Source organism: Pseudomonas sp. LPH60 (assembly GCF_030718165.1).
Lineage (GTDB): Bacteria > Pseudomonadota > Gammaproteobacteria > Pseudomonadales > Pseudomonadaceae > Aquipseudomonas > Aquipseudomonas danubii.
In genome coordinates, this window is record NZ_JAVAJH010000001.1 from 390,640 (window position 1) to 403,723 (window position 13,084).

13 protein-coding genes are annotated in these 13,084 nt (G+C 57.9%); 10 read left to right on the forward strand and 3 right to left on the reverse strand.

From position 1 onward, the window contains the following. Positions 1 to 28 precede the first annotated feature (28 nt). Positions 29 to 466 carry a universal stress protein gene (locus tag Q8O96_RS01850; RefSeq protein ID WP_047302975.1) on the reverse strand — a complete coding sequence of 146 codons (438 nt, stop codon included), beginning with the start codon at positions 464 to 466 and terminating at the stop codon, positions 29 to 31. Between the two features lie 101 nt (positions 467 to 567). On the opposite strand from Q8O96_RS01850, the gene Q8O96_RS01855 reads away from it, so the two are divergent. The 10 genes from Q8O96_RS01855 (at position 568) to Q8O96_RS01900 (ending at position 11,729) form a co-directional block, all read left to right on the forward strand. After that, positions 568 to 1,005: a hypothetical protein gene (locus Q8O96_RS01855; protein WP_250329362.1), complete on the forward strand. Its 438-nt coding sequence runs from the start codon at positions 568 to 570 to the stop codon at positions 1,003 to 1,005. 556 nt (positions 1,006 to 1,561) lie between these two features. Continuing rightward, the gene (gene fadB / locus Q8O96_RS01860; RefSeq protein ID WP_102863780.1) at positions 1,562 to 3,709 is read left to right on the forward strand and encodes a fatty acid oxidation complex subunit alpha FadB; all 2,148 of its coding nucleotides are present in this window, start codon (positions 1,562 to 1,564) and stop codon (positions 3,707 to 3,709) included. Positions 3,710 to 3,737: 28 nt separating this feature from the next. Continuing rightward, entirely contained in the window at positions 3,738 to 4,913 is a 1,176-nt protein-coding gene (gene fadA / locus Q8O96_RS01865; RefSeq protein ID WP_102863779.1) for an acetyl-CoA C-acyltransferase FadA, read from the forward strand. Positions 4,914 to 5,012: 99 nt separating this feature from the next. Beyond that, positions 5,013 to 5,249 (forward strand): DUF1653 domain-containing protein, encoded by a 237-nt coding sequence (locus Q8O96_RS01870; protein ID WP_102864102.1) that lies wholly within the window; start codon positions 5,013 to 5,015, stop codon positions 5,247 to 5,249. A gap of 114 nt (positions 5,250 to 5,363) precedes the next feature. Further along, positions 5,364 to 7,976 (forward strand): type I DNA topoisomerase, encoded by a 2,613-nt coding sequence (topA, locus tag Q8O96_RS01875; RefSeq protein WP_102863778.1) that lies wholly within the window; start codon positions 5,364 to 5,366, stop codon positions 7,974 to 7,976. A gap of 165 nt (positions 7,977 to 8,141) precedes the next feature. Further along, positions 8,142 to 8,666, forward strand: coding sequence for a DUF6586 family protein (locus Q8O96_RS01880; protein WP_102863777.1), 525 nt, complete (start codon positions 8,142 to 8,144; stop codon positions 8,664 to 8,666). A 50-nt stretch (positions 8,667 to 8,716) separates the two neighbouring features. After that, a complete protein-coding gene (locus tag Q8O96_RS01885) occupies positions 8,717 to 9,760 on the forward strand; it encodes a hypothetical protein (RefSeq protein WP_305948259.1) in 1,044 nt (347 codons plus the stop codon). Beyond that, the gene (locus tag Q8O96_RS01890; protein ID WP_305948260.1) at positions 9,760 to 10,776 is read left to right on the forward strand and encodes a hypothetical protein; all 1,017 of its coding nucleotides are present in this window, start codon (positions 9,760 to 9,762) and stop codon (positions 10,774 to 10,776) included. Before Q8O96_RS01885 ends, Q8O96_RS01890 begins: the two co-directional genes overlap by 1 nt. 3 nt (positions 10,777 to 10,779) lie before the next feature. Further along, complete coding sequence (locus Q8O96_RS01895) at positions 10,780 to 11,337, forward strand: LemA family protein (protein WP_305948261.1); 558 nt, start codon at positions 10,780 to 10,782, stop codon at positions 11,335 to 11,337. Positions 11,338 to 11,495: 158 nt separating this feature from the next. Then, a complete protein-coding gene (locus tag Q8O96_RS01900; RefSeq protein ID WP_102864101.1) occupies positions 11,496 to 11,729 on the forward strand; it encodes a hypothetical protein in 234 nt (77 codons plus the stop codon). Positions 11,730 to 11,835: 106 nt separating this feature from the next. Here the strand turns inward: Q8O96_RS01900 and sulA are convergent, their stop codons facing one another. Further along, a complete protein-coding gene (sulA, locus tag Q8O96_RS01905; RefSeq protein ID WP_102863773.1) occupies positions 11,836 to 12,309 on the reverse strand; it encodes an SOS-induced cell division inhibitor SulA in 474 nt (157 codons plus the stop codon). Positions 12,310 to 12,319: 10 nt separating this feature from the next. Next, positions 12,320 to 12,925: a transcriptional repressor LexA gene (gene lexA, locus Q8O96_RS01910; RefSeq protein WP_305948262.1), complete on the reverse strand. Its 606-nt coding sequence runs from the start codon at positions 12,923 to 12,925 to the stop codon at positions 12,320 to 12,322. Positions 12,926 to 13,084: the final 159 nt, after the last annotated feature.

Here is a 13,084-nt window from a genome sequence, read left to right on the forward strand (position 1 = left end):
ACCGGTCTGGTAACTGTCGGGTGAGGGCTTAGCGTTTGGCCAGGTGCACAGCCAACACGTCACACGGTGCGCCGTGCAGGACGTCATTGGCGGTGGAGCCCAGCAGCAGGGCCAGGCCATGACGGCCGTGGCTGCCCACCACAATCAGATCGCATTCCTGTTCCTTGGCCAGGTGATGTATTTCCTGGCGCGGTTGTCCATAGGTCAGGTGACTGTATTCCTTGGTCAGCTCCGGGTACTTGTGGATCAGCCGGTCCAGGCGTTCCCTGGCCTGATCGAACTGTTGCTGCTGCAGCTGCGAAAGATCCATGGGCACGTCACCGCCGAAGGCCATGGCCATGGGTTCGACGATGTGCACCAGGGACAGCTTGGCTCCATTGCTCACCGACAGCTCGCGAGCACGGTGGATAACAGGATCGCACTCTTCGGTTAAATCTACGGCGACCAGAATATGGTGGTAGGACATGAGGCGCTCCTCCTGAGGATTGCAATAGCTTCAAGTATGGCTGGTTTCAAGCGGGTTGGTTCCACCCAGGCCCCGCTCATCTAAAAATCGAGAGTACTGATATGACGGTCTGGATAGTGGTGTCAATCCTTGCGGTGGTTCTGAGCCCGTTGGCGTGGCTGCGGCCCTCGCGCCGCCAGAGCGGCTTGATCGCCCTACGCCTGGAGGCGCGGCGCATGGGGTTGGCCATGCAACTGGCGCCCCAGGAATGGCCGCACTGGTTGGGGCAGGAGCCGCCCAATCCTTGCCCGCAATACCACCGGCCGAGGCGCAGCGCACAATCGGCTTGCTGGAGTTACTGGCAGATAGCCCCTGGTAGCTGGGTCAACCAGTGGCGTGAACCCTGTGTCGATGAGTTGCTGCTCCAGCATCTGCAGACCTTGCCGCCAGGGGTCTTCAAGGTTGAAGCGGACAAGCAACTGATCGCCCTGTACTGGAGCGAGCGCGGCGAGGCCAGTGTCTTGCAGGATATCGCCTCGGTGCTCAAGGCCTTGGCCTGAAGTCATGGGGGAGGGCGCCCGCGGCAATCGTGGGCGTTTGGCAATAAAAAGCCCGACTCAGCATCGGGCGGGATGGCCAGGCAGGCCGGTAATCTCGTTTGAGCCACCCTGGGGTGGCTTCTTGCTGTCTGGGCTGTGCCCCTATTTGATAAAACTTTCTGACCTTTTCTTCAGATATATCTCCAGCTTAGTCGCTATCGTTCCCTGTGGGCTGACGATTTAGGGCGATTTTTCTAAATATTGATCCTATGAATGGCGATGAATGCAGGGGTGTGTTGATCATCTGGGGAGCAGTGAAGTGACCGCAAAGTCGCGTTTCAAACAGCGTTTTGTACGATTGACAATTGCCGGATTTTCCCTGAATGTGGCGTACCCAAATCAAACGGGCGTATGAAATGAGCGTTTGTATCTCAGGCGGCTCTATACAGAATCCCGACTATCGCGTTGGCGGGTGTGCCTGGCGGATTGGCGTTAGCATCGACGGTGACGTTAGTGCCAAGCCAGAAGTCAGCGTCCGACGTGTACTGTTCAGCTTCCATATCGTGGAGATCAGTTGATGATTTACGAAGGTAAAGCCATCACGGTTAAGGCTCTTGAAAGTGGCATCGTCGAATTGAATTTCGACCTCAAGGGTGAGTCCGTCAACAAGTTCAACCGTCTAACCCTGAATGAATTGCGTCAGGCTGTTGACACCATCAAGGCAGATGCTTCGATCAAGGGCGTGATCGTCAGCAGTGGCAAGGACGTATTCATCGTCGGCGCCGACATCACCGAGTTTGTCGATAACTTCAAGCTGCCGGATGCCGAGCTGGTGGCAGGTAACCTCGAAGCCAACAAGATCTTCAGCGATTTCGAAGACCTCAACGTGCCGACCGTTGCCGCGATCAATGGCATCGCCCTGGGCGGCGGCCTGGAAATGTGCCTGGCGGCGGACTACCGCGTCATGGCGGCCAGCGCCAAGATCGGCCTGCCGGAAGTCAAGCTGGGCATCTACCCGGGCTTCGGCGGTACCGTGCGTCTGCCGCGCATCATCGGTGCCGACAACGCCATCGAGTGGATTGCCGCCGGCAAGGAAAACCGTGCTGAAGACGCGCTGAAAGTCGGTGCCGTCGATGCTGTGGTTGCTCCCGATAAACTCAAGGACGCCGCTCTGGCCCTGGTTAAGCGCGCTATTTCCGGCGAGTTCGACTACAAGGCCAAGCGTCAGCCGAAGCTGGAAAAACTCAAGCTCAACGCCATCGAGCAGATGATGGCTTTCGAAACCGCCAAAGGTTTCGTCGCCGGTCAGGCAGGCCCGAACTACCCGGCGCCTGTTGAAGCGATCAAGACCATCCAGAAGGCCGCCAACTTCGGCCGCGACAAGGCTCTGGAAGTGGAAGCCGCCGGCTTCGTCAAACTGGCCAAGACCTCTGCCGCACAAAGCCTGATCGGTCTGTTCCTGAATGATCAGGAACTGAAGAAAAAGGCCAAGGCCTACGATGAGATCGCCAAGGACGTGAAGCAGGCCGCAGTACTCGGCGCCGGCATCATGGGCGGTGGCATTGCCTACCAGTCGGCCTCTAAAGGCACGCCGATCCTGATGAAGGACATCAACGAACACGGTATCGAGCAGGGTTTGGCGGAAGCTGCGAAACTGCTGGTCGGTCGCGTTGATAAAGGCCGCATGACTGCCGCGAAAATGGCTGAAGTGCTCAACGGCATTCGTCCAACCCTGTCTTACGGGGACTTCGGTCACGTCGACCTGGTGGTCGAGGCGGTGGTCGAGAACCCTAAGGTCAAGCAAGCGGTATTGGCTGAAGTCGAAGGTCAGGTCAAAGAAGACACCATTCTGGCGTCCAACACTTCGACCATCTCCATCAGCCTGTTGGCCAAGGCACTCAAGCGTCCGGAAAACTTCGTCGGCATGCACTTCTTCAACCCGGTGCACATGATGCCTCTGGTGGAAGTGATCCGCGGCGAGAAGTCCAGCGAGCTGGCCGTTGCCACCACCGTTGCCTACGCCAAGAAAATGGGCAAGAACCCGATCGTGGTCAACGACTGCCCGGGCTTTTTGGTCAACCGCGTTCTGTTCCCGTACTTCGGCGGTTTCGCCAAGCTGGTCAGCGCCGGTGTGGATTTTGTGCGCATTGACAAGATCATGGAAAAATTCGGCTGGCCAATGGGCCCGGCGTACCTGATGGACGTGGTCGGCATCGACACCGGTCACCACGGTCGTGACGTGATGGCTGAAGGCTTCCCGGATCGCATGAAGGACGATCGTCGTTCGGCCGTGGACGTACTCTACGAAGCCAAGCGCCTGGGCCAGAAGAACGGCAAGGGTTTCTATGCCTACGAAACCGACAAGAAGGGCAAGCAGAAGAAGGTCGCTGATCCGTCGGTGCTGGAAGTGCTCAAGCCAATCGTCTACGAGCAGCGTGAAGTCACTGACGAAGACATCATTAACTGGATGATGATCCCGCTGTGCCTGGAAACCGTTCGTTGCCTGGAAGACGGCATCGTCGAAACTGCTGCCGAAGCTGACATGGGCCTGGTCTACGGTATTGGTTTCCCTCCATTCCGTGGTGGTGCGCTGCGCTACATCGATTCCATCGGTGTTGCCCAGTTCGTTGCCCTGGCCGACCAGTACGCCGATCTGGGCGCGCTGTACCACCCGACCGCGAAGCTGCGTGAAATGGCCAAGAACGGCCAGAGCTTCTTCGGTTAAGCGCCCACACTAGAGCGAGAGTGAACATATGAGCTTGAATCCTAGAGACGTCGTGATTGTCGACTTCGGTCGTACTCCGATGGGCCGCTCCAAGGGCGGCATGCACCGCAACACCCGCGCCGAAGACATGTCGGCGCACCTGATCAGCAAACTGCTGGAACGCAACACCAAGGTCGACCCGGCGGAAGTCGAGGACGTGATCTGGGGCTGCGTCAACCAGACCCTGGAACAGGGCTGGAACATCGCGCGCATGGCGTCGCTGATGACCCAGATCCCTCACACCTCGGCCGGCCAGACCGTCAGCCGCCTGTGCGGCTCCTCCATGAGCGCACTGCATACCGCTGCGCAAGCGATCATGACCGGGAACGGTGATGTGTTCGTGGTGGGCGGCGTCGAGCACATGGGGCACGTGAGCATGATGCACGGTGTCGATCCGAACCCGCACATGTCCCTGTACGCGGCGAAAGCCTCGGGCATGATGGGCCTGACCGCCGAGATGCTGGGCAAGATGCACGGCATCACCCGTGAGCAGCAGGATGCCTTTGGCGTGCGTTCCCACCAGCTCGCCCACAAGGCGACCGTGGAAGGTAAGTTCAAGGACGAAATCATCCCGATGCAGGGCTATGACGAGAACGGTTTCCTGAAACTGTTCGACTACGATGAAACCATTCGTCCCGAAACCACCCTGGAAAGCCTGGCGGCCTTGAAGCCGGCGTTCAACCCTAAGGGTGGCACCGTGACTGCCGGTACTTCGTCGCAGATCACCGACGGCGCTTCGTGCATGATCGTGATGTCGGCCCAGCGTGCCCAGGATCTGGGCATCCAGCCGTTGGCAGTGATCCGTTCCATGGCGGTGGCGGGTGTGGACCCGGCGATCATGGGCTATGGTCCAGTACCGGCCACGCAGAAAGCCTTGAAGCGCGCAGGCCTGAGCATCAACGACATCGACTTCTTCGAGCTCAACGAAGCTTTCGCTGCACAGGCTCTGCCAGTGCTGAAAGATCTGAAAGTGCTCGACAAGATGAATGAGAAGGTTAACCTGCACGGCGGCGCGATCGCCTTGGGTCACCCGTTCGGTTGCTCCGGTGCGCGTATCTCCGGGACCCTGCTCAACGTCATGAAGCAGAATGGCGGCACCTTCGGTGTGTCCACCATGTGCATCGGCCTTGGCCAGGGCATCTCGACCGTCTTCGAACGCGTTTAAGCGTTGGGTTGATGGAAGCCGGGGCCCTGTGCCCCGGTTTTTGTTTTTCTGAAGATTTATTTGTTTTTATTTTGAAAAAAATTGCACGAGGGCCAGAGCATGCAGTTACAACCCGGGCTCTATCAGCATTACAAGGGGCCGCAGTACCGCGTTTTCAGCGTGGCGCGGCACTCGGAAACGGAAGAAGAAGTAGTGTTTTACCAAGCCCTGTATGGGGATTACGGTTTTTGGGTGCGACCCTTGAGCATGTTCCTGGAGTCGGTCGAAGTTGACGGCGAGCAGGTCCCACGCTTTGCTTTGGTGCAGGCCGAACCCAGTCTTTTTTCACCGACGTAAGTGCAGGTCGCGCAGTACCCTGCGCTTGACCTCACCTTGTTGCCACTATATATAGCGGGGCCGCGTCAGGCGCCAACCGCCTTTCACTTCTCGAATTCAGGAATTTTCTGATCCATGGGCAAATCGCTGGTCATTGTGGAATCCCCGGCTAAGGCCAAGACCATCAACAAGTACTTGGGCAACCAATACGTGGTGAAGTCGAGTATCGGCCATATCCGAGACCTGCCCACCAGCGGTTCGGCGAGCGCCGCCAAAGAGCCAGCCGCCAAGCGTGGCAAGGCCGCTGCGGGCGAAGCCCCGGCCTTGTCGCCGAAGGAAAAAGCGCGCAAGCAGCTGGTTTCACGCATGGGCGTCGACCCCGAGCATGGCTGGAAGGCCAAGTACGAAATCCTTCCCGGCAAGGAAAAGGTCATTGAAGAGCTGCGCCGCCTTGCCAAGGATGCCGACACCATCTATCTCGCAACGGACTTGGACCGCGAAGGGGAAGCCATCGCCTGGCACCTGCGGGAAGCCATCGGCGGTGACGACAGCCGCTACAAGCGCGTGGTGTTCAACGAAATCACCAAGAAGGCGATCCAGGAAGCCTTCTCCCAGCCCGGCGAGCTGGACATTCATCGGGTCAACGCTCAGCAGGCCCGTCGCTTTCTTGATCGCGTGGTGGGCTACATGGTTTCGCCGCTGCTGTGGGCGAAGATTGCCCGTGGCCTGTCCGCCGGTCGTGTGCAGTCGGTAGCCGTGAAGCTGGTGGTGGAGCGCGAGCGCGAAATTCGTGCCTTTATCCCGGAAGAATACTGGGAAGTACACGCTGATCTGGGCACCGCCAAGGGCTCGAATGTGCGTTTTGAAGTGGCCCGTGAAAACGGCGAGGCCTTCAAACCGCTCAATGAAACACAGGCCATGGCTGCCCTGGAGAAGCTCAAGGCTTCGGCCTACAGCGTCGCCAAGCGCGAAGACAAACCCACCAGCAGCAAGCCGTCGGCGCCATTTATTACCTCCACCCTGCAGCAGGCCGCGAGCAACCGCCTGGGCTTCGGGGTGAAGAAGACCATGATGATGGCCCAGCGTCTGTATGAGGCTGGCTACATCACCTATATGCGTACCGATTCCACCAACCTCTCGGCTGATGCCGTGGCGATGGCGCGGACCTATATCGAAGACGAGTTCGGCAACAAGTACCTGCCGGCCTCGCCCAACGTCTACAGCAGCAAGGAAGGGGCCCAAGAGGCGCACGAAGCGATTCGTCCGTCCGACGTGAACACCCATCCAAGCAAACTGTCGGGCATGGAACGTGACGCTGAGCGGCTCTACGAGCTGATCTGGCGCCAGTTCGTTGCTTGCCAGATGCTGCCGGCGCAATACCTGTCCACTACCGTCAGCGTGGCCGCTGGCGACTTCGAGCTGCGCGCCAAGGGCCGTATCCTCAAGTTCGACGGCTACACCCGGGTCATGCCGCAGATCAGCAAGCCAGGTGATGACGATGTGCTGCCGGACATGGCGCAGGGCGAAGTGCTGAAGTTGATCAAGCTCGATCCAAGCCAGCACTTCACCAAGCCGCCGGCGCGCTATTCCGAAGCCAGCCTGGTGAAGGAAATGGAAAAACGCGGCATCGGTCGTCCTTCGACCTATGCGGCGATCATTTCGACCATTCAGGATCGCGGCTACGTAACCCTGCACAACCGTCGGTTCTATTCGGAAAAGATGGGTGACATCGTCACCGAGCGTCTCTCCGAAAGCTTCTCCAACCTCATGGACTACGGCTTCACCGCCGGCATGGAAGAGAACCTCGATGACGTGGCCCAGGGCGAGCGCGACTGGAAGAACGTCCTTGACGAGTTCTACGGCGACTTCAAGAAGAAACTCGAAGTGGCCGAGGGCGCTGACACCGGCATGCGCGCCAACCAGCCGGTGATGACCGATATTCCGTGCCAGACCTGCGGTCGGCCGATGCAGATTCGTACCGCTTCCACCGGCGTGTTCCTGGGTTGCTCGGGCTACAGCCTGCCTCCGAAGGAGCGATGCAAGGCCACCGTCAACCTGGTGCCGGGCGATGAGATCGCTGCGGACGACGAGGGCGAATCTGAATCCCTGGTACTGCGCGGCAAGCACCGTTGCCCGATCTGCAGCACGGCGATGGACGCTTACCTGCTGGATGAAAAGCGCAAGCTGCACATCTGCGGTAACAACCCGGATTGCGCTGGTTACGAGATCGAAGAGGGCAGCTACCGGATCAAGGGCTATGAAGGCCCGAGCCTGGAATGCGACAAGTGCGGGAGCGAGATGCAGCTCAAGACAGGCCGTTTCGGCAAGTTCTTCGGTTGCACCAATCCGACCTGCAAGAACACTCGCAAGCTGCTGAAAAGCGGCGACGCGGCGCCACCGAAGATGGACCCGGTGAAGATGCCTGAGCTCAAGTGCGAGAAGGTCAACGACACTTACATCCTGCGCGATGGTGCTTCGGGTCTGTTCCTGGCCGCCAGTCAGTTCCCGAAAAACCGTGAAACCCGCGCGCCGCTGGTGCTGGAGCTGATCCCGCACAAGGACGAAATTGATCCGAAGTATCACTTCCTTTGCGAAGCGCCGAAAAAGGACCCGGACGGTCGTCCGGCGGTGGTGCGCTATAGCCGCAAGACCAAGGAGCAGTACGTACAGACCGAGGTTGATGGCAAGCCGACCGGCTGGCGTGCGTTCTACGACGGTGGTACCTGGAAGGTCGAAGACAAGCGCTAAGCACTGTTTGTTTCGAGGGGCTTGCTCCTCGATGTAGCGCTGTACAGGGCCGCATGATTCCGTTGGGAGTCATGCGGCCTTTCTTTTGCCTTGCGGTGCGCGGGAGTGATCCTTGAAACTGTGCCGTCCGCATTCGGTTCTCTTCTTGTAGTGGAGGCTGCCTACATGGCCCACGAGCTCTATACCCGTACCAATCAGAAAATCTACTTTGCCGGCCTGGCCCTCGAGTCCCTGGCCCGGGCCGAAGAGGGGCGGGCGATGAATGCCCAGGCACAGGTTCAGGCCGGGCGCGAATCGGTGCTGTTCCACCTGTACGGTGCCTTGCTGGGGCTATGCCACGAAATTGCGGGGTTCTACCGGCTGCCGCAGGCCAATACTGCGCGGGTCGAGCAGATCCTTAGCCGTGAAGTGCTGGATAGCATTGCGATTCCCGAGCTGGCGGAGCTGGTGGAATTGGCGCAGAGCCCGCAGACCTGGCTGGCGCAACTGCTATCCGCTTACAGCGAACTCTTTCAACCGCCGCGAGCACCACACAAGCCCAAGGGTGATGTGACCCAGCCGCTGATCGTGGCGGTCAATCTGGACGAGGAAGAGTCGGAGCAGGAACTGAGCCGGGAAGAGTTGGAAAGTTGGCGGCAGAATCTCAAGGCCCTGGCCATTCGTTTTCGAGATGGCTTGAACGAGTGTTGAGCCTGAGCGTCGCTTGATGCGCGACGCGTTTAATTGATCAAGGAAGATTTATGTTGTTCTTCTTGCGTGACCAAGCGCTAGTTCGCCTGCTGAGCGATTGCCAGATGCGAGTCATCAACGCTCAGTCCAAGGCGGATCTGCTGGAGGTGCTAGACCGGCTGGAGATATTCCCCGGTGGCCTGGAGTTCGATCATGTGCAGTCAATAACGCTCCTGGTGCTGGCGTTTGCCGCGCTAGCGGCTAGGTTGTTGATGGATGGCATGGGCGGAATGTTCTGGGTGTTTGTGGCTCTTTGTTTCTTCAGCTACCGGGTCAGCAAGGGCGTCTCTGGGGCGTTGACGGATCTGGCGGCGAGCATTACCCGCAAGTGCATGATGTTGGGCAACGACTTGAGCGAATTCGACAGCAGTGCCGACTGGCACCTGAAGAGACTGGACAACGAGTTCACCGATTACCAGCGGGGCAGCGAGATTGAGCAGCGCCGTATCCTGGACTCGCTCCAGGGGGGGTATCGAGGAGAGCGGCATTCGCTGGCATTCGAGTATCACCATCTACGATATGTGATCTCCAGTCGCGAACGTGAGGCCAGCGGAGGCTTCAGGACGGTTTACACGAACTACCACCGCTACAGTCTGGTGGTGGATTTCCCTTGGGTGAGAGAGATTGCGGTTCGGTCCAGCCCCTTGGAAATACCGCTGTCTGGACAGCCCTTCAAGACCGACCGCGACGATTTCAATCAGACCTTTGTGCTGCGCGGCATTGACCCCGCCCGTTGCGAGCGCTTCGCCACGCTTGCGACGCTGGATCTGTTGATGGCGCTTTCGCGCCAGCTCCATGGGGTCAATCTGGAGTTCTCCAGCCAGGGACGGCTCTGCCTGAGCTTCAACAATGAAGACATCATGGCTTATGCCGATCCGGGGTTGCTGAGTGATCTGGCGGTCTTTCGTGAGCGGATCGAGGCTGGCATCGAGTTGCCAAAGTTGTATCCGTTGTTGGCGCAGATAGAGCGGTTGGCCCAGCAGCACGACGGTCATGTTGTTACTGCTGTCGTTCCACAGACTTCTGAATCCGGCGAATTGAGCAAGGAAGAATGATGCAGTTTCTCAAGCATGATGCCGAGCTGGTCCGCTTGTTGGCCAACTGCGACGCGGAAGTTGCGCGCGCCAGGTCAAACGAGGATTTGCTGAAGGTTATCGACAAGCTCCGCACTTTCAAAGGTGGGTTGAAATTCGATCATGCCCAGCCCCTGGTGCTGTTGATGCTGGCTATTGCTGCAGCCGTGCCTGCCATGGTTGGTGTGATCCCGATGGTGTTTGTCGCGGCGTGCCTGGGTTTTGCCAGTCTGTACATCTGGATGAGCCGTAAGGCGGCCTTTGACGAGTTACCGAAGAAGATAGCCCGTAAATGTTCGTTCCTCAGTAATGGTCTGTGGGACCCGGGTGGATCAGCTGATGAGCGTTTCAGGCAATTGAGCAGTGAGTTTGATGACTATGACCGTGGCAATGACAGTCGTCGTATCGAGGCTTCGGCCAAGGGGGTCTATCAGGGAGCTCGGCACGAGCTGTCTTTTGTCTTTCACCACCTGCGTTATGTGAACTCTCATATCAAGAAAAAATCCGATGGCGAGTCCGAGCGGGTGTATGAGAGCTTCGATCGCTTCAGTCTGGTGGTGGAGTTCCCCTGGGTGAGGGGCGTGGCAGTGCGCAGCAATCTCCCGGATAAAAAAATTACCAGGCGCAAGGTCTTCGAGACTACCTTCGATGACTTCAACAGGACTTTCATGTTTTGTGGTGAGAGTGAGCTGGCTTGCGCAAGGTTCGCAACGCCCACCACCCTGGTTTTCTTGCTGGGTCTTTGTCGGCAGCTGAAGAATGTGAATCTGGAGTTTTCCAGTCAGGGGCGCTTGTGTCTGAGCTTCGATGATGCCGAAGTCATGGCCTATCAGGCCCCGGGAACCCTTGAGGACCTTCCGGGCTTCTACGCAAAGATCAAGCAGGGGCTTAAATTGCCGAACCTTTTTCCGGTTCTGGCCCTCGTGCATGAGTTGGCGGAGTTGCAGGACAACAATTTCGAGCTTCCGCTGACAGTCACCGATGATATGGAGCAGTAGGGTATGGAATTGTTGTTATTGATTGCGATTGTCTTGGGTGTTCTTGCCTATGTGCATTACAACAAGATCGTCAGCGCTTATAACCGCGTGCAACGGGCCTGGTCAGATGTGCTCACCTACCAGAGGCAGAAGATCAAGGTGCTGGATGTGCTTGAGCCGCAAGTGGCCGGTTTTCAGGATTACGAAAGCCAGTTGCTGGAGAAAATAGTCGGGCTCCGTAGCGCTATCACCAGCTTGCCATCTGTGGCGGATGGCGAGGCGTTGAAGTCGGTGGATCGGGAGACCAAGGCGTTGCTGGGAGGGTTGAACCTGGCGTTTGAAGCCTATCCCGAGCTCAAGTCTGCGGAGCTGATGAACAACCTGATGCGTGAGGTAGCCGAGCAGGAGGGCAATGTCAGCGGCGCCATTACCCTGTTCAATCTGAATGTGGAGCATTTCAATAACAGCATTCAGTTGTTTCCCGGCTCGCTGGTTAATCGGTTGACCCTGAAAAAGTCACTGGTCACGCCGTTTTCCGACAGCCAGGCGTCGGCGGGTTTTGAATACAAGCCGAATTTCTGAGGGGCTCTGCTGCGCCTCTTTGGCGGGTTCGGCTTAGGGGGCATCGGGTGGAGAAGGGAAGGTGGCGCGTCGAGCAGTGGCTGCTGCCATGCAAGATCCTGAGCGAGGTGGGGGTTATGACTGATATAATCCCCGCCTTTCGTGGAGACCAGACTTTTATGCCAACGTCCTTTCTAGAAATTGTCGAATTGCCAGACGGTCGTATTGAGCTGCGCAGAGCTGAGGACGAGGGTTCTCTGGTTACTTTGGATTTTTCCGAGGATGCCAAAGTCTTTTTGCAAGGTCAGCATGTGGAAGTGGCCAAGGCCATGTTGAGCGTCGGCGTGCAGATGGCCGGACGCTTGGTTGAAGGTGAAATCGACAAGGAAGACGGTCCGCGGGTTCTCCACTAAACCCGTTTATCGGTTTTCTTCCGGTTATTCGTCATATTTGTTTCGGCTTCTCAATCCTGGAGAAGCCTCGCGTCATTCAAGCGCATTTACTGTGACTTCCCGGTATTTATCCCAGGCGAATATTCAGGCTTTGCGCATCACCCGTGCGTGCGGCACTGATCAATTGTTGCCGAGCACTGCCGCTTAGCGGGTTCAGCCAACTGACCACGGTATGGCTGCGGCCCAGTCTTAAGGCTTCACAAGCGAGCTGCTGCGGGCTTTGATTACCCCGTGGATGCAGCAGCAGGATGCGCTCGCGATTCAGTCCAGCCTCCCGCAACCAGCTTTGGGTCAGGCTGGATGGAGGGGCGATCAGGGTCAGCCAGCGGGCGTCCTGATCCTGACTCAGCTCCCTGAGGATGGGGGCCAGAAGGTTCAGGCAGTTCCCGGTGGCGCCGCGCAGCGACAGTTCACTGAAGGCTTCTGGATCGTTGTTCCAGGGCGATTCGACCGCTTCCTTGAGTACGGGCGCCAGTGGCTGGGCCAGGAACGCTTCGAACAGTGGTAGTTGTGCTTGCTGTGGTGTCTGGGGGAACTGCATGGAGCCTCCTTTAGCGGCGAATGACGCCGACACTCAAGCCTTCGATCACCAGTTCCTGATCTTTCAGGTTGACTTCGATAGGGGCAAATTCCGGATTCTCGGCGATCAGCCAGACCTTGCTGCCTTCGCGCTTGAAGCGCTTGACCGTGACTTCATCGCCGATGCGCGCTACTACAATCTGGCCATTACGAGCTTCGCGGGTGGTATGCACCGCGAGCAAGTCGCCGTCGAAGATGCCGATGTCTTTCATGCTCATGCCTTGGACCCGAAGCAAGTAGTCGGCGCGAGGATTAAAGAAGGTCGGGTTAATGTTGCAGGACTCTTCGATGTGCTGTTGGGCGAGAATAGGGGCGCCGGCGGCGACACGACCAATGATGGGTAGCGAGTCGTCGGTTTTGGCTTCAAAACCGGGGATGCGAATGCCGCGAGAGGCTCCTGGAGTCATCTCGATAGCGCCTTTGCGGGCCAGAGCCTTGAGGTGTTCTTCGGCGGCATTGGGTGACTTGAAGCCCAGCTCCAGGGCAATTTCGGCACGGGTGGGGGGATACCCGTTGTCTTCGAGGCAGCGTTTGATAAAAGCCAGAATCTCAGCTTGGCGTGGCGTCAGTTTTAGCATGTCGATCGCTCTGTCTTTTTATACAGTGACTGGGATTATATACAGTGAGTGTCACTTGGCAATCCTCCTTTTTCTGGGGGCTACCGGGCGGTCGTCATCCTGATGCTGGAATCCGTTGCCGAAGGCTGGCTACAGAGGTCGGTAGGTATGATTAAATAG